The organism is Phyllobacterium sp. RCAM01083, assembly GCF_055685835.1.
Genome location: NZ_JBVFZN010000004.1, coordinates 280,370 through 299,609 on the forward strand (window position 1 = coordinate 280,370; position 19,240 = coordinate 299,609).

At 55.9% G+C, this 19,240-nt stretch carries 23 protein-coding genes; 8 read left to right on the top strand and 15 right to left on the bottom strand.

The window, feature by feature from the left end; genetic code table 11:
* The first annotated feature begins 19 nt into the window (after positions 1-19).
* The 6 genes from ACZ25R_RS05410 to ACZ25R_RS05435 all read left to right on the top strand — a co-directional run bounded on the left by ACZ25R_RS05410 (position 20) and on the right by ACZ25R_RS05435 (position 5,121).
* Positions 20-1,252 (top strand): ABC transporter substrate-binding protein, encoded by a 1,233-nt coding sequence (locus tag ACZ25R_RS05410; RefSeq protein WP_464663732.1) that lies wholly within the window; start codon positions 20-22, stop codon positions 1,250-1,252.
* Between the two features lie 36 nt (positions 1,253-1,288).
* Entirely contained in the window at positions 1,289-2,251 is a 963-nt protein-coding gene (locus tag ACZ25R_RS05415) for a YVTN family beta-propeller repeat protein (RefSeq protein WP_464663730.1), read from the top strand.
* A 30-nt stretch (positions 2,252-2,281) separates the two neighbouring features.
* Positions 2,282-2,776, top strand: coding sequence for a cupredoxin domain-containing protein (locus tag ACZ25R_RS05420; RefSeq protein ID WP_472460323.1), 495 nt, complete (start codon positions 2,282-2,284; stop codon positions 2,774-2,776).
* 73 nt (positions 2,777-2,849) lie between these two features.
* Positions 2,850-3,638, top strand: coding sequence for an ATP-binding cassette domain-containing protein (locus ACZ25R_RS05425; protein ID WP_472460324.1), 789 nt, complete (start codon positions 2,850-2,852; stop codon positions 3,636-3,638).
* A gap of 56 nt (positions 3,639-3,694) precedes the next feature.
* Complete coding sequence (locus ACZ25R_RS05430) at positions 3,695-4,498, top strand: ABC transporter permease (protein ID WP_223614585.1); 804 nt, start codon at positions 3,695-3,697, stop codon at positions 4,496-4,498.
* Positions 4,495-5,121, top strand: coding sequence for a hypothetical protein (locus ACZ25R_RS05435; RefSeq protein WP_464663726.1), 627 nt, complete (start codon positions 4,495-4,497; stop codon positions 5,119-5,121). The genes ACZ25R_RS05430 and ACZ25R_RS05435 overlap by 4 nt, the downstream gene beginning before the upstream one ends.
* A gap of 3 nt (positions 5,122-5,124) precedes the next feature.
* Here ACZ25R_RS05435 and pqqE read toward each other — a convergent pair whose 3' ends face one another.
* From pqqE to xoxF5, 9 genes are all read right to left on the bottom strand, one after another.
* Positions 5,125-6,249 carry a pyrroloquinoline quinone biosynthesis protein PqqE gene (gene pqqE, locus ACZ25R_RS05440; protein ID WP_472460325.1) on the bottom strand — a complete coding sequence of 375 codons (1,125 nt, stop codon included), beginning with the start codon at positions 6,247-6,249 and terminating at the stop codon, positions 5,125-5,127.
* On the bottom strand, positions 6,246-6,545 hold the full coding sequence (pqqD, locus tag ACZ25R_RS05445; RefSeq protein WP_472460326.1) for a pyrroloquinoline quinone biosynthesis peptide chaperone PqqD: 300 nt from the start codon (positions 6,543-6,545) through the stop codon (positions 6,246-6,248). The genes pqqE and pqqD overlap by 4 nt, the downstream gene beginning before the upstream one ends.
* Positions 6,542-7,297 carry a pyrroloquinoline-quinone synthase PqqC gene (pqqC, locus tag ACZ25R_RS05450; RefSeq protein WP_472460327.1) on the bottom strand — a complete coding sequence of 252 codons (756 nt, stop codon included), beginning with the start codon at positions 7,295-7,297 and terminating at the stop codon, positions 6,542-6,544. Before pqqC ends, pqqD begins: the two co-directional genes overlap by 4 nt.
* Complete coding sequence (gene pqqB, locus ACZ25R_RS05455) at positions 7,294-8,232, bottom strand: pyrroloquinoline quinone biosynthesis protein PqqB (protein ID WP_472460328.1); 939 nt, start codon at positions 8,230-8,232, stop codon at positions 7,294-7,296. Before pqqB ends, pqqC begins: the two co-directional genes overlap by 4 nt.
* A gap of 69 nt (positions 8,233-8,301) precedes the next feature.
* Positions 8,302-8,397, bottom strand: a complete 96-nt coding sequence (locus ACZ25R_RS05460) for a pyrroloquinoline quinone precursor peptide PqqA (RefSeq protein ID WP_223614361.1) — start codon at positions 8,395-8,397, stop codon at positions 8,302-8,304.
* A gap of 77 nt (positions 8,398-8,474) precedes the next feature.
* Positions 8,475-9,029 (bottom strand): PQQ-dependent catabolism-associated CXXCW motif protein, encoded by a 555-nt coding sequence (locus tag ACZ25R_RS05465; RefSeq protein ID WP_472460329.1) that lies wholly within the window; start codon positions 9,027-9,029, stop codon positions 8,475-8,477.
* A 4-nt stretch (positions 9,030-9,033) separates the two neighbouring features.
* A complete protein-coding gene (locus tag ACZ25R_RS05470) occupies positions 9,034-9,894 on the bottom strand; it encodes a substrate-binding domain-containing protein (RefSeq protein ID WP_472460330.1) in 861 nt (286 codons plus the stop codon).
* 1 nt (position 9,895) lies between these two features.
* The gene (locus ACZ25R_RS05475; RefSeq protein WP_464663717.1) at positions 9,896-10,420 is read right to left on the bottom strand and encodes a c-type cytochrome, methanol metabolism-related; all 525 of its coding nucleotides are present in this window, start codon (positions 10,418-10,420) and stop codon (positions 9,896-9,898) included.
* Between the two features lie 146 nt (positions 10,421-10,566).
* Positions 10,567-12,372, bottom strand: a complete 1,806-nt coding sequence (xoxF5, locus tag ACZ25R_RS05480) for a lanthanide-dependent methanol dehydrogenase XoxF5 (RefSeq protein WP_472460331.1) — start codon at positions 12,370-12,372, stop codon at positions 10,567-10,569.
* Between the two features lie 473 nt (positions 12,373-12,845).
* Here xoxF5 and ACZ25R_RS05485 point away from each other — a divergent pair, with 473 nt between their 5' ends.
* On the top strand, positions 12,846-13,196 hold the full coding sequence (locus tag ACZ25R_RS05485; protein WP_464663715.1) for a hypothetical protein: 351 nt from the start codon (positions 12,846-12,848) through the stop codon (positions 13,194-13,196).
* A 17-nt stretch (positions 13,197-13,213) separates the two neighbouring features.
* Here ACZ25R_RS05485 and ACZ25R_RS05490 read toward each other — a convergent pair whose 3' ends face one another.
* From ACZ25R_RS05490 to ACZ25R_RS05510, 5 genes are all read right to left on the bottom strand, one after another.
* Entirely contained in the window at positions 13,214-14,065 is an 852-nt protein-coding gene (locus ACZ25R_RS05490; protein ID WP_472460332.1) for a quinoprotein dehydrogenase-associated SoxYZ-like carrier, read from the bottom strand.
* A 96-nt stretch (positions 14,066-14,161) separates the two neighbouring features.
* Positions 14,162-15,121, bottom strand: a complete 960-nt coding sequence (locus ACZ25R_RS05495) for a quinoprotein relay system zinc metallohydrolase 2 (RefSeq protein WP_472460333.1) — start codon at positions 15,119-15,121, stop codon at positions 14,162-14,164.
* Positions 15,118-15,876 carry an ABC transporter ATP-binding protein gene (locus ACZ25R_RS05500; RefSeq protein ID WP_472460334.1) on the bottom strand — a complete coding sequence of 253 codons (759 nt, stop codon included), beginning with the start codon at positions 15,874-15,876 and terminating at the stop codon, positions 15,118-15,120. Before ACZ25R_RS05500 ends, ACZ25R_RS05495 begins: the two co-directional genes overlap by 4 nt.
* A complete protein-coding gene (locus tag ACZ25R_RS05505) occupies positions 15,836-16,570 on the bottom strand; it encodes an ABC transporter permease (RefSeq protein ID WP_472460523.1) in 735 nt (244 codons plus the stop codon). The genes ACZ25R_RS05500 and ACZ25R_RS05505 overlap by 41 nt, the downstream gene beginning before the upstream one ends.
* 81 nt (positions 16,571-16,651) lie before the next feature.
* Positions 16,652-17,605 (bottom strand): ABC transporter substrate-binding protein, encoded by a 954-nt coding sequence (locus ACZ25R_RS05510; protein WP_472460335.1) that lies wholly within the window; start codon positions 17,603-17,605, stop codon positions 16,652-16,654.
* 635 nt (positions 17,606-18,240) lie between these two features.
* On the opposite strand from ACZ25R_RS05510, the gene ACZ25R_RS05515 reads away from it, so the two are divergent.
* Positions 18,241-18,630 (top strand): c-type cytochrome, encoded by a 390-nt coding sequence (locus ACZ25R_RS05515; protein WP_472460336.1) that lies wholly within the window; start codon positions 18,241-18,243, stop codon positions 18,628-18,630.
* A 39-nt stretch (positions 18,631-18,669) separates the two neighbouring features.
* On the opposite strand, the gene ACZ25R_RS05520 is transcribed toward ACZ25R_RS05515, so the two are convergent.
* Entirely contained in the window at positions 18,670-19,227 is a 558-nt protein-coding gene (locus tag ACZ25R_RS05520; RefSeq protein WP_464663704.1) for a thioredoxin family protein, read from the bottom strand.
* Between the last annotated feature and the right edge of the window lie 13 nt (positions 19,228-19,240).

Consider the following 19,240-nt stretch of genomic DNA (forward strand, 5'->3'; position numbering starts at 1 on the left):
CAGTATGAATGGTTTGGTCATGAAGAGTACGGTGCCAATTACTCTCACGTTTTTATTCGGCTTTTTTTTGCTGTTCGTCAACGTGTCTGAGTTATCGGCGCAGCAGCCGGCAGCAAATCAGTCAGCAAAGCCGGGTGTGGACGCACGCATTGGCTATCTTCGCGCCTACGAACCGCAATTGGCCCTCTCGGTTCTGGATATACCGCCGCGCGACGAAGGTGTTGCCGGTGCGAATGTCGCGATTAGCGACAACAACACGACAGGCAAATTTCTCGGCCAGCAATTCACGCTCGATGTCACGGAAACAAAATTCAACGCCGATGTGATTCCGGCTTTCAAGGAGATGGTTGCGCGCGGCGATCGCTTCGTCCTTGCGGATGTTTCCGCCAAGCAATTGTTGTCCATAGCGGATATCGCAAAGGATGCCGGCGTGCTGCTTTTCAACATTGGCGCGACCGATGACATTTTGCGCGAGGAGGAGTGCCGCCCAAATGTCTTCCACACTGCACCGACACGCAGCATGCTTGCAGACGGGCTGGCGCAATATCTTGTCTGGAAGCAATGGCGCAAATGGGTGCTGCTTTATGGCTCGCACGAGAATGACAAGCTCTATGCTGACGCCATCCGGCGCGCCGCGAGCCGCTTCGGTGCAACAATCGTTGAGGAACGCCTGTACGAAGACCGGGGTACGGCACGAAGAACCGACAGTGGCGTCGTCCTTGTGCAGCAACAGATGCCGGTTTTCACACAAAACCTGCCCGAGCATGACGTCGTCATCGTTGCCGATGAAAGCGAAGTCTTCGGCAGCTATGTTCCTTACAGGACATGGACGCCAAGGCCAGTGGCGGGAACCGCTGGCCTCGTGGCCTCTAGCTGGCATCCGGCAAGCGAACAATGGGGCGGCGTTCAGATCCAGAGCCGTTTCGCCAAGATGACCGGACGGCGCATGTTGTCGAAAGACATGCAGGCATGGACGGCTGCGCGCATTCTGGGGGAAGCAATAACACGCACGAAAAGCGCCGAGACCAAACAGGTCGAGGATTACATCAAATCCGATGAATTCTCCATCGCGGCTTTCAAAGGCCAGAAGCTCACATTCCGCAATTGGAACTGGCAATTGCGGCAGCCGATCCTGATCGGTGACGGACACGGCGTCGTTTCGACGTCACCGCAAGCGGGCTTCCTGCACCAGTTCTCGGAGCTGGATACGCTGGGTGTCGACAGGCCGGAAACCAAGTGCAGGCTCAAATAAACGATAAACCTATGGGAGGACTGGATGCGACATCACATGTGCCTACTTGCTGCGGCCGCAGCGCTGCCGTTTCTTGCGCAACCCGGCTGGGCGAATATGGTTTATGTTTCCAACGAGAAGGGCAATTCGATTACCGTCGTCGATTCCACATCAATGGAAGTGGTGAAGACCATCGACGTCGGGCAACGCCCGCGCGGCATCACGATCTCGCCAGACGGGAAAATAGTCTATGTCTGTGCCAGTGACGATGACACCGTGCAAATGATTGATACGAGCACAGGCAAGATTGTAGGCACGTTGCCTTCCGGTCCGGATCCCGAACTCTTCATCCTGTCCCCCGATGGCAAGACGCTCTATGTGGCCAATGAGAACGATAATCTCGTCACCGTCATCAATGTAGAAACACGGGCGGTTGTTGCGGAAATCCCCGTTGGGGTGGAACCGGAGGGCATGGGCGTGAGTCCCGACGGCAAGACCATCGTCAATACGTCGGAAACGACCAACATGGCGCATTTCATCGATACTTCCACGCACGAGATCACGGATAACGTGCTTGTCGATTCACGCCCGCGTTACGCGCAATTCAAGCCAGACGGTTCGGAAGTGTGGGTATCGGCAGAGATTGGCGGCACCGTCTCTGTCATTGACAACAAGACACGCGCTGTAAAGCACAAGATTACCTTCGACATTCAGGGATTGCGCTCAGAACAAATCCAACCGGTCGGTATACGTATCAGCGCAGACGGCAAGAAAGCCTACGTGGCGCTTGGCCCCGCCAACCGGGTTGCCGTCATCAATGCCGAGACTTACGAGGTGGAAAAATATGTCCTGGTGGGGCAGCGGGTCTGGCAGCTTGCTTTCATGCCGGACGGCAAAACCATCATAAGCACCAACGGCCTGTCCAACGATATCACATTCATCGACACCGCGACGGATGAGCCGATCAAATCGGTCACCGTAGGCCAATTGCCGTGGGGTGTTGCGGTTGCGCCGAACTAGACAAAATCATCGACCAAAAGGAGGAACCATATGTCGACTTTCAGACGATTTGCACTGGCCGGATTTCTTGGGATAGTGCTTGCCCCGTCCTTTGCCTTGGCTCAGGCAGATGACGACGACGACAAAACAGCACCTGAGCCAAAGGCCGCGACAGAAGCCAAGACACCTGCGGTCACCCGCTCCAGCAAGAACCTGCCGGAACTCATCCTTGGCTCCAAAGACAGTGAATTCACGGTCAACCAAAAGGATTTTGAGCTGGTGGCCGGACAAGGCTATCGCTGGAAGATTACGTCGGCCGCGGGCCTCGAGTACAAATTCGCCACCGACCTCTTTCGCAATGTCTGGATGAATCAAATCGTCATCAATAACCTCGAAGTGCATATGAACGGCGCTCCCGCCTGGCTTGAATTCGACTCCCCCGGTACAATGAGTGTTCAATTCACGACAGTGCGTCCAGGCAAATACACCTGGTCGGTGCCCGATCTAGCTGACAAAGGAATGAAGGGGACAATTACCATCAAATAAGCGCTAACATCGGCAAGCGCGGCAACTGCAGTGGGTAACCAAGGGGTGGAGCTTGATGAGTCCGGATGTTGAGTTGAAGACTATTCATGACAAGCCGGCTACGGATACGAGTGTACCGGCGCTGGAACTTGCCTCGGTAAGTTATTCCTATGGCAGGCGACAGGCGCTGGACAATATCTCATTCTCTATTGCACCCGGTCGTTTTGCCGTGCTCCTGGGTTTGAATGGCGCAGGCAAGACAACGTTGTTTTCCCTGATCAGCCATCTGTTTGCCACCCGCAATGGCCGCATCCGCGTCTTCGGCAACGACATCGATCGCAGATCCGGCGAAGCATTGCGGCGTCTTGGAATCGTCTTTCAGGCTCGCACACTCGATCTCGATCTGACGATCCATCAGAATCTGGCCTATCACGCTTCTCTGCACGGGATCGGGTCGCGCGAAACCGATCGGCGTATTCATGAGCTGATGCAATCAATCGACATGAGCGACCGGTTGCATGAAAAAGCCCGCAGTCTTTCCGGCGGCCAGATCAGACGTGTTGAAATCATTCGCGCCTTGTTGCATCAGCCGTCCCTGTTGCTGCTCGATGAGGCAACCGTCGGACTTGATATCAAATCGCGGGCGACGATCCTTGCCGATATTCGCAGGCTGGTAGCGGAAAAGGGTATCAGCGTCTTGTGGGCCACCCATCTGATCGACGAGGTCAGTCACGCCGATCAGATCGTTGTTCTCAATCAGGGTAAGCTGGTCGCCAATGGCACGACGCACGATGTCATCAAGGATACTGGCGCGGACACCATGAACGAGGCGTTCTCACGCCTTACCGGTATCATCTCTTTGAACGCCGGAGGTCGTCTATGACCGATATCCCCGGCAACATTTCCATCAGGAGCATTGGACACAACCGCTTTGGCCCCATGCAATATCTGGTGTGCCTCAAAGGTATTCTCGTGCGGGAAGGACTTCGCTATCTGCATCAGCGCGAGCGCTTCATTTCATCGCTTGTCCGGCCTCTGCTCTGGCTGTTCATTTTTGCAGCAGGCTTCCGCCAGGTTCTCGGCGTCTCAATCATCCCGCCCTATCAAACCTACGTACTTTATGAGGTCTATATCACGCCCGGCTTATGCGGGATGATCCTGCTGTTCAGCGGGATGCAGTCCTCGCTGTCCATGGTCTATGACAGGGAGATGGGCAATATGCGCACCCTGCTGGTCAGCCCATTTCCCCGCTGGTTCCTGCTCATGTCCAAGCTGCTCGCCGGTGTCGCCGTCTCGATTGTGCAAGTCTATGCGTTCCTGTTCATTGCCTGGTTCTGGGGCGTCAAGGCGCCAGCGTCCGGCTACATCCTGACGCTGCCGGCACTCTTCATCGCAGGTATGATGCTGGGTGCGCTCGGCATGCTGCTCTCATCCATGATCAAACAGTTGGAAAACTTTGCGGGGATCATGAACTTCGTGATCTTTCCGATGTATTTCGCCTCCTCCGCGCTCTATCCGCTCTGGCGCGTGCAGGAGGCCAGTCCACTACTTTACAAGATATGCCTGCTCAATCCCTTTACCTATGCCGTCGAACTGGTGCGGTTCGCCTTCTATGGGAAGATCGAATGGATATCTCTTGCCGTCGTCTGCGGATTCACGCTCGTGTTCATTGCCGGCGCCATCATCGCCTATGATCCCTCGAGGGGCCTCGTCATCAAGAAACAAGAGGGAGGAAACAATTGAGACAGTGTCGCATTATCGCAACCAGTCTTCTCATCTGCACCGCTTCGGCCGGAGGGTCTTTTGGCGCGGCGCAGAATGATCCGACCTGGCCCTGCGTGCAACGCAAGGTGCCCGAATTGTCTGTTGGTCAGGTTTGGAATGGTCCGGATATTCCCGACTCCGCGAAGGGCTGGGACAACGATGCCGCAATCCATGCTCTGGTCGATGATTTGGCGGCGCGCCGCAATCCGCTCGATACGGCCCGGACCAGAATCGTCGAATTTGCCAACGGCCTGCCGAGAGACCAGGTGAATGACAAGATGTTGCTGCTGTTCCAGGGGCTGTTCGACACCCTGAACCGCGAGCGAATACAGGTCATCTCCGGCATTTCACGCTATGCCGGCAAACAGCGCGAAATGGCGGATGATCTGCGCAAGGAAGCGGCCAGGGTCGATGCCATGCGCGGCAAAGCTGATACGGACCCGGATGATCTGGACCGGGCCAATGAGCGATTGACCTGGGAAACACGAATATTCCAAGAACGCGTGCAGTCCTTAACCTATGTTTGTGAGGTGCCGACCATTATCGAACAGAGGCTTTATAGCCTGTCCAAGACCATCGGCCAATCCATGCTCAAGCAATAGCCTTCAGGCAATGAGCCCGGCAGTCTTGCCAATACGGCGATAGATGAAGCCATCCGGTGTCGCGTCCGGGGATTTTGCTGTCACGGCTTCATCGATCAGCGCGGCCATCCGCGCGTGCAACGGTGATTTGATGCAGGCCGGGTCAGTCGCCGCGGCATCCCCCGCGATCGCCATGGCCTGACAGCGGCATCCGCCCCAATCTATTTCCTGCCGTTCGCAGCTGCGGCACGGCTCCTGCATCCAGTCTGTCCCGCGAAACGCATTGAACGCCGGGGATTCATGCCAGATGCGACTGAGGCTCCACGCGCCGAAGCGTTCGAAATGCAGTGATTTGATCGATGCGGCCGCGTGGCACGGCAATACGGTTCCATCCGGTGCAACCATGAAGGCATCCCGCGCCCATCCCCCCATGCATGGCTTGGGATACACGGCGAAATAATCGGGTGTGACGAAGTCAATCGTCATGATACCGCGAAGCCGCTCCTGTGCTTCCTCGACGATCTGCACCTGCCGTTCGACAGCTTCCCGCTCAGGCATCAGCACCTTGCGATTGACGAGTGCCCAGCCCGCATATTGCACATTGGCAATCTCCAGCCGCTCCGCGCCAAGTTCAAGCGCCAGATCAATGAAATCCGGCACCTCTTCCATATTATGGCGGTGTATCGGGGCATTGATGGTCAGTGGAAGACCGGCAGCACGAACGCGACGGGCCGTTTCGAGCTTCTTTTCGTGCGCACCGCGAGCGTTGCCGATCTTCTCGGTCGTTGCAGCAAAGGCGCCCTGAAAACTCAGCTGGATATGATCGAGCCCGGCATCAGCGAGAGCCTCGATACGCCCCTCGGCAATTCCGACCCCGGCCGTGATCAGATTGGTGTAAACACCGCGTTTGGCCAGACCGGCGACGAGTTCGGCGAGATCGGTGCGCAGCGTCGGTTCGCCGCCGGATAGATGCACCTGGAGAACCCCGAGATCCGCTGCCTGTTCGAACAGAGCAAACCAGCCGGCCGTATCCATCTCGCGGTTTGCTTTGAGCAATTCAACCGGGTTGGAGCAGTAGGCACATTGCAAGGGACAGCGGTGGGTCAGCTCCGCCAGCATGCCAATCGGCGGCAGCACAGGGCTCATCATAACGACACCAGGAACTTGTCGGACCACTCCTGCAGGAAGGCGCTGATATCAGGCGCGATTTCTTCCTGCTCCGCGGTGTACTGATCGGCAAGAAGCGCAATCATCTGTGCCACATTGTGGCGGCCATCGCACAGCTGCAAAATGTCGAGACTGACTTCGTTCGGCCAGAATATTTTTTCCGGCGACAGCAGCGCCCAAGCTTCGCGCACACCATCATATTGCAGCCGCACATGACGCTTCAAAACAGGCCGTGACTGCATCGACACGATAGCACGGGAGCGAACGGCCGCGTTCATGCTGCCTCCGGAACAAAGGCACCGGGCGGTATATTGCCCTTCTCGCCATAAGCATGCGCCAACGCGTCCAGCATCGCCCAGAGGACATCACATTTGAAGACAAGCGCATTGATCACCGATTGCTGCTTCTCGGCATTGTCGGCTTGTTTCATTACATAGGCGAGTGCAAAATCGGAATCGCGCGAGGCAAGCGCCGGACGCTTGTCGAAATAGGCGAGAATGTCCGCGGTGATATAGTCATATTTCGCCAGCATCGCCGGAACGCGCTCGCCGATGATGATGGGCGAGAACAGTTCCGTCAACGACGACGCGACGGCTTCTAGCATTGTCCGGTTCGTGCAGTAGGACAGATAGGCACCGACGGCAAAGCGTGTGCCCGGCAATACGAATTTCTCGCTTTTGACCATATCGGCATCAAGTCCGAGACCCGCTGCGAGCTTCAACCAGCGGGCAATACCGCCGCTCCAGCCGTCACCGCCATCATGGTCTTCAATCCGTTTGCGCCATTCGGCGCGGAACGCGGGATCGTCCGACCGCATGATGATGGCGGCATCCTTGCGCGGAATGACCGATTGGTAGGAATAGCGGTTGAGAGCCCAGGCCTGCATCTGACCCTTGTTCAGAGCACCGCTGGTCATCTGGTGATGGAACGGATGCCGGTTGTGGTAGCGCGCAGCACCCACGTCACGCAGAACGTTTTCAAGCTGGGCCGGAGATAATCCACCACGTGCCGCATCGCCAAATTCGCTCAAAGTCTGACCTCCATGCCATCGAATGCTATTTTCCAGCCTGCATCGACAGCCGCGGCGTGCGCGGCCGATGCGGTGTCAAGGACGGGATTGGTGTTGTTGATGTGAACGTAAATCCTGTTGCTGATGCCAAGTTCTGCCAGCGCAGCCAATGACCCGTTTTCGCCTGAAATGGCGACATGCCCCATCCGTGCGCCGGTCTTTGATCCGACGCCCGCCGCAACCATTTCGTCGTCGGTGTACAGAGTGCCATCAAAGAGCAGGCAATCGGCCCGCTGCAATCTCGACTTGAGTGCCGCATCGATGCGGGCACAACCCGGGACATAGAATGCTGCCTGTTCGCCATCGGTCGAGGAAATGCGAAGGCCGATCGTATCGCCCTCCTGTGTACCGAAACCTTCACCTGCCTTGCTGTGATCCTCAAGAAACAGCGCCACCTTGCCTGGGACGGGAAAAGCTTCAACGGTAATTCCCGTCGGAGTTTTCGCGACATCAAGAATATCGGTTTTTCCGCCGATCTTCAGCTCACGCCGGTCAACAAGCGCCCGATCAAGCACGTTGAAGATGGAATTGGCCTCAAGCACATCAAGCACACGACGCGTCGCATAAATCACGAACGGCTCGCGCTCACGCAAGCTGAGCAGTCCGGCAATGTGATCGACGTCGGCATTGGTCAGAACCACCGCGCGTATCGGCGTCGAGCGCAAGCGCCCGTTCTCCTGTGGCCGAAGTTCCGGTGTTGCCGCGATCTGCTGGCGAATATCAGGCGACGCATTGAAGAGAACCCAGTCCGTTCCATTCGAGCTGACGGCAAGGCTGGATTGCGTGCGGGAACGCACGCTTTCATCGCCGTTCCATGCGCGGCGGCTCAATTGATAATTGCAATTCCATTGGGGAAACCCGCCGCCAGCCGCCGAGCCGATTATTTTCAATCGCATTGCGCGCAATACCCCAACAGGCCGGAATCCGCCCCGCGTGATTGGCTCACGCAGGGCGAAGACTGGAGATTACTTCTTCGTCTTCAGTTCAGCAGGCATGTAACGCGTCAGTTCCATACCAGCAGCAACCTGACACATGGTCGGCTTTGTCCAAATTTTCTTCATGCTAGCCTCCTTCTATCCAAAGATCACCGCAGTGATCTTTCTCCGCCACCATACGCCATCATGGCGCAGGATCTAAATTAGTAGGGTTCATTTTTTTGTGTGGCTTGCCCCGCCGCGATCCAGCCGTCCGTGCCGAGCGGGTACCAGAAGACGGAACGATATCCCCATTCGACCGCTCTTTTGGCGGCATTCCACGACATCCAGCAATTCTCCATACAATAGAACAACACCCTTCGATTCTTCTCATGCCCGAGCCGCGATTCCAGTCCCTTGCGGAAATAGGATTCCGTCTCCTTGTTCAAAATTCCGTAGCCTGTGTTTGCAAGCCAGATGCTCCCGGGAATGTCCTCCCGCACCTTGTCTCGCCATATGGTTCCGGCCGGAAGGTTTGCCGGTTTAGAATCGTGCGGCAGCACATCAATGAAAACGGTTTCCTTGTCTTTCCACAGAGCGATGGCCTCATCCGTCGTTACCACTTTCGCTCCCTTCAGCGTCGCAGGAACGGGAGCCCGGTACATCTCTGTCCGGTATCCCTCCGGTTCAGGCGCATTTCCTTCCGCACCGGCCAGATTGACACCCGTATTCATCAAAAGGACCGCAGCGACAAAGCAGATAGGCGCCGCGTCGCCCAACGGGCTATTGCGTGATCGGCTTGTCATTTTCGTCTATCAGCGGCACATGATATTCGCCCAGAATCCGATTGATCTCAGGCTGGTTCTCCTTGATGACCTTGTTCAATGCCCGCTTCCATTCCTGATCGGACGGACGCACACCCATGGTGATCCGGTAAGCCATATGTCCGGACTTTTCCTTTGCCAGCGAGACAACCGCCAGATCCGGATTGATCTCATGCGCATAATAACCCGCCATTGGGCCCCAAAGGACTGCCACATCTATGGTGCCCTTCATAAGGTCCTTGATCATCACGTCAGCCATGGACGGCGCGAGGCGCGTGTCCACCATCAACGGATAGGGAACAACGCTGCGCATGTAACCGGCCTTGGCAAGATTGGCAGCCGGCGGTGTTCCCGCGACAACACCGATCTTCTTGCCTTCCAGCGTCTTGTCCTCGATCGACACCACATCGTCGAGACCGGCTCCCTTCCTGTAGACCATGACATAGGTAGAGCGATAATAGGCGTTGGTGTTCTGTACGAGATCATCGCCTTGGGCATATCCCATGATGATATCGCAATGGTTGGACCGCAGTGTATTGCGAACGAAGCCGGTCGCCATGGGATACCAGGTGTAGGCCACCGATTTTCGTCCGGTTTTGGCCGCGACCAGTTCCGCCAGCTTGTTTTCAAATCCTTTGCCGCTTTGGTCGGAAAACGGCATATTCGACGGGTCTGCGCACACGCGCAGTATATCCGGATCGACAAGCTCACCGGCAGCTCCCAGGCCGGCGCTCTGCGCCGAGGCAGCCGACGGCACAGCGAGTATCGCTGCAATCAAGGCTGCGATCTGGTATTGGCGGGATTTCGCGCGCTGCATCATCTCATCCACCCATGCATGAATCTTCCGCCTGTTTGGCGGCCGCCGACTTGTCTTCATGCTTTGCAGGACGCCCTCGCGGAAGGTCCCCGACAGCACGGGCGCGCAGATAGACGTAGAGATCGTCCATGTAGCAATAAACGTTCTTGTTGTCGCCGAAGGCCGGCATCACTTTGTCGTTGCCGTTCGACAGATTCTTACGGCCTCCCGCCACTGTCGACAGGAAATCGGCGTAGGACATTGTCTTGAGCGAATCGGCGAGAACCGGCGCAAAGGACGACCCCGCACCGTCTGCTCCATGACAGACATTGCATTCCGAATTGAACCGCCGGTAACCACTGTAGGTATGCCAATCAACAGTTCCATCCGGTTGTATCTTGAATGTCGGATTTCCGTCCTTGTCGGCGTATTTGCCATTGTCGTCGGAAACAACCGCAGCTGCGGCCTTGTCATCGGCACGGCTGCTGCCTTGCCCTATCAGGAGAGCAAGAGTGGCAGTGACGGCCAGAAGGATTGTTCGAATCGGCATTCGGTAACCTCGCATTCGCGCGTCGGGCAACACCTGTTGGCGCCAGCTCAACGGTTATGATTGATCATCAGGTATCGGTCAGGTGACACGAGGGGCCCGGCCTGATTGAAACCGGGCGCCCTGTTCAAGTGTCTGCTCGCCCCGGTTTATTCGGGGACGGCGAAAACGGTCAGCTGACCGCCCAAAGCCGTATAGTCGGAGAGACCGGCATAACCGCCGACCGCGCCCAGACCATCCGTACCTTTTGTCAGACCGGCAGCAAGACCAATGCCTGCCCAGCCACCAACACCGGACAGAACGGCAACATATTGTTTGCCCTTGTGTTCGTAGGTGGTGACGTTGCCGATAATGCCGGAAGGAGTCTTGAACTTGTACAGTTCCTTGCCGTTCTTATCGACTGCCTTCAGATAACCTTCAAGCGTACCGTAGAACACCACGTCGCCATCGGTTGCCAGCGCGCCGGACCAGACCGAGAACTGCTCGGGTTTGGACCAGACGATTTCACCCTTTGCCGCATCCCAGGCAATGAAGTTGCCCATGCCGCCATGGCTGTTCGGAGCGGGATACATGGAAAGCGTTGCGCCGATGTAAGGTTGACCGGCGGTATAGCTGACCTTGTAGGGCTCGTAATCCATGCAGACATGGTTTGTCGGGACATAGAAGAGTTTCGTCTTCGGTGAATAGCTGGCAGGCTGCTGATCCTTGGTACCAAGTGCAGCAGGGCAAATACCCGTCGTGTTGACGTCTTCACCCTGTTTTGCCGTCGAATATTTGTCGACGACGACAGGACGCCCATAGTCCTTGCTGTTCTTGTCCATCACGACTTCTGTTGCCCAGTTCACAGCCGGATCGTATTTCTTGGCTACCAGAAGTTCGCCGGTTGCACGGTCCAGAGTGTAGGCAAAGCCGTTGCGATCAAAATGCACCAGCACATTGCGATCCTTGCCGTCTATTTTGATATCATCTGCAAGGATCATCTCGTTGACGCCGTCATAATCCCACTCGTCATGCGGGGTCATCTGGTACAGCCATTTCGCCATACCGGTGTCGGCATCACGGGCCATGATTGTCATGGACCACTTGTTGTCGCCAGGCCGCTGGCTGGGATTCCATGTGGATGGGTTGCCCGTGCCATAATAGATAAGGTTCAATTTGGGATCATAAGAATACCAACCCCACGTTGTTCCACCACCGATCTTCCACTGATCGCCTTCCCATGTCTTGGTGCTGGAATCTGCGCCAACCGGCTTACCGAGTTGGGTCGTCTTTTCCGGATCGATCAATGTGTCCTTGTCCGAACCAATTGACCATGCCCGCCACGCCTGCTTGCCATCTTTGATATTATAGGCAGTCAAAGCACCGCGAACGCCGAACTCACCACCGGAAATACCGACGATGACTTTGTCCTTGACGACCATCGGAGCAGATGTACCGGATTCGCCTTTACTGCCATCGGCAGCTTCACCATTCTTCACAGACCATTCGGGCTTGCCGGTTTTTGCATCGAGAGCCACGAGGGTTGTATCGGCCTGGTACAGGAAAATCTTGCCATCGCCATAAGCCACGCCGCGATTAACGGTATCGCAGCACATGATTGGAATAACATTAGGGTCCTGTTTGGGTTCATATTTCCACAGGATCTTGCCGTCATTGTTCAGGTCAAGCGCATAGACTGTATTCGGATAGGGCGCATGGACATACATGACATCCCCTATGATGAGCGGGCCACCTTCGTGACCGCGCAGCACGCCTGTCGAAAACGTCCAGGCGACCTGAAGGTTCTTGACGTTGTCCTTGTTGATCTTGTTGAGTTTTGAATATCGGGTGTTGGCATAATCGCCGGTCTGGATCGCCCAGTCCTTCGAATTGGAAATCAAGGCTTGCAGATCGTCATTGGCTAAAGCTCCTCCCGCCAATGAAAACGACAGACTAAAGGTGGCCAACGCTCGCATTAAATTCTTGTGTACACGCATTATGAGTCCTCCCTAAGTTCACATTTATGAACCATCGGGCGGAGCCGTTTATCACAGCGGTCCGCTCCATTAGCTCACGCAAATGGGGAAGTATTTCCGGCAGCGTGTCACGACCTAAGCCAGGCGCGCAGAGGGCACCGTTACTGCCCACCCCGCTTGGCCTACGAAGACTGTCACCACTCCCTTGACGGTAACGTCCTTGAAGCCGGAAACAAGGTGACGATAGGAGAAAGATTTGCATTAGGCAAGCATGTTTATCAATTTATATTTTCTGCGCTGCAATATATATATCTTGCACCGCAACATATATCGCGTTTTCCTATTTTATTCTACAATATATAGGATCATCATGATTTGATACTTTAATACTGGACAACTCTTGCCAATCAATATTATTATTTTCTATCCATTTGAAAACCGCGGCACCTCACCAGCGCGAAGGCAACGGCCCGATGTCCATATCAAAAGCCCTGCAATTATGCCTGTTAGCAACCGCAGCAATTGCATATTCTTCGCCGGCAAAATCAGCCGCGGATTATCCCACGCCAGCCCTTGCCGAGTACGTTTACGGCTGCATGAAGGCCAACGGAGAGAACCGGGATTCGCTGCAACGCTGTTCCTGTTCGATCGATGTCATTGCCTCTGTCATCTCCTACGATCACTATGTTGCCGCTGAAACATACAAATCAATGGGAATGGTTCCCGGCGAAAACGGCGCGCTCTTTCGCGAAAGCGCTCCGGCGAAAGCTTCCATCACGGAGCTGAAACGGGCGCAGGCCGAAGCGGACATACGCTGCTTCTGAATCCTCGGTCCCCTTCATCACAAACTTGATGATTCAAGCGGCCATTCATCCTTGAATTGCTTGCCTTCGGTGTCGGCCGCTTCAACCTTGATATCCTCTCCCGGCTTTGCATCAAATTCGAAGCGGAAGTTCGGATCTTCCGAAATCGAAATTCCGCCTTCCATCGACATGATCAGCCGATTGCCTTGAGACACCGTCAATCCCTGAATGAAGTGCGCGGGGATGTAGTACCGGGTTATCTGGTCCATCTGCAGCCCGGAATTGTTGGGATGGCGGATCATGAGCTGCATTTCCGTCGCACGGGTCATTGGCTCCATACCGGATGCTTTCGACGAAAACACGCGCAGTTTCATTTTGCCCAGATTGGCGAGTGCTTCGTCGGTGTTCTTCATGGCCGGTGCCGAGCATCCTCCCGATGCCTTGACGAAGGTCTCTGTCATATGAAGTTTACCGTCCTCGGTTTCCGCGATGGCTCTTACATAGGAATAGGCATTCACACGCAATCGCGTTGCCAGATGGGTCACTCCGGCATCCGGACCGAACTTGAACACCGCGGCAACCGGCGATGGATTTTCATCCACGACCAAGGTCACAGTCTTGACGCGGCCAGTCCCGGCATCGGTTTTGAAATGCAGGTCAACCGGCACAATCGCAGCATCTTCGGCGCGCTTCGGCGCATCGATGCTCACAATGCCGTTTGCCGGTTCGATGGGCTTCTGTCCAAAGACATCGCCCTTCAAACCGTTCCAGGTCGCGCTTTCGGGAGGCCCCGCATTTTGCGCCCATACGGGAAATGAAATAACCGCACCAACCAGCACAAAAAGCGCAGTGGCAACCATCCGGCTACGCGGCTGTACTATCGTAAACATCGTGTTCTGCCTCCACCAAGGATAATTTGGCGGTGCCCGGCTGTTACTACCTATACCACCCATCCGAGCGGTCTGGCAAATGCCGGCACCGCCCAATCATTCCCACTCGAGTTCAGCGAAAGCCGCGGTGGCATTGCGCTGATTGTATTCGTCAAAGAGCTTCCAGTTTGCGCGTTCGCGTTGCGCCGCTGACTTGACGGCATCCGACATCGGCACACCATCGGCAATGGCTTTGCGCATATCGCTCGCAAGCACATCGAAGTAACGGCGCTCCGCATCCAGTGCCTGCGGCCATGGTGATGGTATGGGTCCATGCCCGGGGACAGCAGATTTCGCCTTGATCCCGTTCAGGATGTCCAGTTGCGCGATCCATCCAAGCAGCGATCCATCCATCGTTGGCAGATGGCCGATAAAGCAGAGATCGCCGGTAAAAAAAGTATCGGTTTTGTGGTCAAAAACGGAAAGATCATTGTCCGTATGCGCTGGTTTCCATGCCTTCAAGGTGAGTCTGCGATTGCCAAGATCGAGCTCTTCCTCGCCGGTTACGAGCTTGGTTGGCGGAACGATCCTGATGTCCGCCATCAGATCATCACCCATCGCATCCCTGTAACTCTGCAGATAATAAGCCCCACGGCTTTCCAAAGCGCGCGGCAAATTGCGGTGACCGACGATGATTGCGCCGGTAGACTCGAACGCTGCGTTACCGAAGAGGTGGTCCGGGTGCATATGGGTGTTGATCAGATAGCGGATCGGCCTGTCGGTTCTGGCGCGAATGGCCCCGATCAAAGCCTTGCCTTCAACCACGCTGCCGCCACTGTCGATAACAGCGACCGCCTCGTCACCGATGATGAAACCGACATTGCAGATCTCGCCATCATTCTGATTGTTCATCATCGCAGGGATGCCGGCAAAGGCAAACACCCCGTCGGCAATCTGCTTCACCGGCAACGGATCACCTGGCCGTGACTGGGCCAGCGCCAGACGCGCATGCGACATGCCGCAACAGGCAAAGACCAGGCCTGTTTTGAGGACACCGCGCCGGGTCGTGCCGCTCATGGACCCACGCCTCTGTCCGAGAATTTTGCGTGGAACGAACGCAAGAGATCCGCCCTAACCTGTGCGTTGCGGCTGTGTCGCGGCACCCTGATGTCGAAAGTTCCGACGACGTGGGCAGGACGATCCGAGAAGACGATGATCCGGTCCGATAGCATGATCGCTTCCTGCACATTGTGGGTCACCATGAGCGCCGTCGTCGGACGTTCGGACCAGACCGACAGGAGCAGGTGACGCAGCTGATCCGCCGTTGCTTCATCCAGTGAAACAAAGGGCTCATCGAGCAGCAGAATGTCTGGTTCGATTGCCAATGCCCGCGCGATTGCCACGCGCCGCGCAAGGCCGAGAGACAATTCACCGGGATAGAACGTCCGCATTGCGGTCAGACCCAAGATACGGAACAGGGCATCGAGATTCGCGCCCCTCGACCGTTTCGGCAATGCAAGCCGCACGTTTTGCTCAACTGAACACCACGGCAACAATACCGGTTCTTGAAACACTGCCCCGACGCGTGGTTCGGCCAGCCCCGGCAACTGAACGGAGCCGCCATAGCTCCCTTCGAGCCCGAGCAATATGCGCAGTGTTGTCGTCTTGCCGCACCCGGAAGGACCAAGGATACAGGCAAATTCGTTCTGCTCCACTTCGAAACGCAAATCGCGCAGGACATCGATCGCTTCACCATTGGATGAGCGAAACGATTTTTCCTGGATATCGACCTTAAGCCGGGCGGCGACGCCAACGCGTTGATGTGTGTTCAAGGGGCTGTACCAATACAAGTTCGATGAAAAGCATCACGGCAACGAACGCCAGAGTGTAGGCGAGAATTGCAGCAACATCGAAGAGTTGAAAAAACAGGTTGATCTGGAAGCCGATACCATTCGACCGGCCCATGAGTTCGACAACAAGCACAATCTTCCAGATCAGTGAAACGCCGGAACGCGACGTTGCAGCGATGTAGGGTTGCAGCTGCGGTAACAGGATATGCCGCAAACGGTCGATTGCGCTGAACCGGTACACCCGCGCCATCTCCGCATAACGCCCGTCGAGCGCCCGTGTCCCTTCGCGCATCGTCACGACCACATTGGGGATTTTGTTCAGGGCAACCGCACCAATCGCCGCGGCCTCGTTCAGACCAAACCAGATATAAGCCAGGACGATGATCACGAGTGCCGGGATATTCAGGAAGAGAATGAGCCAGGGATTGAAGAACTGGTCTGCTCGCCGATGGCTGCCCAGGAAAACGCCGATCACGGATCCGATGAGCATGGCAAGGAAGAACGAGGCCGCCACGCGCCATAGCGTGATTGCCAAATGATAGGGTAAATCGCCGCTCGCGGTCTCGCTTGTGAACTTTTGCAGAACGAGCAACGGTGCCGGAAAGGATCGGCTCGGCCAAAACGTGGCCCCGATATGCCAGAGGATCAAGAGTGCCGCAAAGGACAGAAAAACCATGACGGATGAGGTCCAGCGCCGTGACCGCGGCAACGGTACTACCTCACGTGCTCCTCGCCGTTCGGTGGAGACCACAGACATCTATTGGGCCCTCCAGAACGTGCCGGGAGCCAGCGTGACCGCCGGACCGACCAGCCGCGGGCCACCGAGTTCCGCGAGAAGCGCATAGAGCTTTTCTGCGTCGGCCTGTTCGGCGTCGACGGATCGGGAAGGAATGCCTTCGCGATAACGATCCCGTAAGATATCGAGTTCGCGCCCTTCTGCCTTCACCACCGGCGCGAGTCGCTGCCATTCCGCATCGGAGCTGCCAAGAAGCGCCTTGGCGTCTCGGCTGGCCTTGATGAATCCTGCAATGGCCGCGGGATGGGCGCTTGCCCATTTGTCGTGGAATATATAGCCAAGAGCCGATGTGGTGCCAGTGGCGCCGAGCGCCTTGGCGGCTTCGCTTGTACTGATAACCCTGCGAAAGCCATTGGCCTCCAACCGCGCACAAAAATTCCAGAAGTTCAGAACGGCATCGAGCTCATTCTGTTGCGCTTTCTCAGTGAGCAATGGCGGAGCGCCAAAGACAATGTCGTTTTGCGCCGCCAGATCGAGCGACTGGCGTTTGGCAAGCCCCTGAATGAGCAGCCAGCTCTTGTCGAGAGGCCCGCCGGCAATGCCGATTTTCTTGCCTTTGAGATCCGTGAGACTTTTGATCGGTGAGCCATCTCGCACCATGAGTGCGCCGACAGAACTGGAATAGGGCACGAAAGCCAGGTCTTCGCCCGAGGCGCGTTGACGCGACACCCAAAGCCAATCGCTGACGATTATATCAACATCCCCGGCCAACATCGCGACATTGGTCGCCTCCTCACCGGCGAAGAACCGGACATCGACATGCACACCATATTTCTCATCAAGCTTGTTGTGTTTGATCGTGTCGAGTTCCCAATTCACCGTGCCGAATTTGAGAACACCGACGCGAACTGTTTCCGATGCCAGACCGTTCGCCGTGCCGCTGCACACAATCGACAATATGAAAAGCAACACCATGAAAAATCGATATTGATATTTGCCCGTCACAAAACCTCCCTGACAGATCGCGGCCGGATTATCCGGTCATAAAGTCAACTCGTTGGTTGGATAGGCGCACTTCCAGCGCGCAACACGCAGTTTCGGATGTTCTCCGGCCCACTTTGCAATTTCGGCCGGAGCAAGGAACATGCAATTGAGAAGGTTACCCTTGTTCTCGAAATGCAGGCGTTCCTCCCGGCAATTTGATGGGTTGGATATAAGACAGACTGTCAGGATAAGATCGATAACGTCCATTCAGCACCCTCAATCCGCTACCCCTTCCCCCCAATACCTCGAATACACAAGGTGGATTGACTGGATCAGAAGCCGTTCGACGGATTTCTCAAGGTGCCCGATGAGAAATATCGTTGCATCCAAATTACGTTTCCCGCCCGCTGCCGTCAATCATGCGTTCAGCGGAAAACGCAATCGTGATGCTGCGGCGTTATTTCCGCAGCCCGGCGATTGACTTATGCAATGTCGCGGGTAACGTTTTGGAATGCTATGATCAGCCGTTCTTCAACAAAAAGATCAAGCTAAAATGGTGGTGCCAATGCATGGAAATTGGTGCCAGTCTTCGTCTAGGGCACCCTTGGCGAAAATGAGGAAATGCCATGCGATACCTTGTACTACTGATTGGTATGTCAGTTGTAGCTCTGTCAGTTGCCAGTGCCCGCGCTCAAGATGCGGGTGATGCAACAGCAGGTGCAACGGTTTTCAAGAAATGTATGGCCTGCCACGTGGCAGACACCGACAAGAACAAGGTCGGGCCGTCTCTGTTCGGACTGTTTGGGCGAACAGCCGGTACACATCCGGGATTCGGCTATTCTCCTGCAATGAAGGCTGCCGGTGCGGGCGGTCTTGTGTGGGACATTGCCAGCTTGCGCGACTATTTGCATGATCCGAAGGCCAAGGTTCCAGGCACCAAGATGGCCTTTCCCGGCCTGAAGGATGAGACGGAAATTACCAACCTCGAGGCCTATCTCAAACAATACTCGAAGTAACAGATTGCCGCCGGCCGGATCGCCGGCGGCATCACTCTGTCAGGGCGAATCGCGCCATTTGATGGAGCAGCCCACCGAGGCAATCTGTTCGCGTGGTCCAGCGCCCGATCGCGCAATCTGGCGCATTGCCTCGAACAAATCCCGCCGCAGGTCCGCGATAGCTTCCTGTTTGCGCGAGCCGTCCAGCCGCCCGCGGTATTGCAATTCACCCCTTGCATTGAACCCGAAGAAATCCGGCGTGCAGACTGCACCATAGGCGTGTGCAACCGCTTGGTCTGCATCGTGCAAATAGGGAAAGGGAAATGCATTCTCTTGGGAGAACCGTTGCATGTTTTCATAGGAATCGGCGGGGTAAGCTGCTGCATCATTGGCATTGACGGCAACAAAGCCAACATCTAGCGCTGCGAGATCATGCGCGTCACGCACGATACGCCCGATGACGGCCTTCACGTAGGGACAGTGGTTGCAAATGAACGCGATGACAAGTCCTTGCCGTCCGGCCTGAGCCAGGAGGGAGTGCCGTTGGCCGTCAGTCCCGATCAAGCTTGCATCGACAGCTTGCCAGCCAAAATCACAAAGGGGTGGGACTGCTGCCATCGTTTTCCCCTCC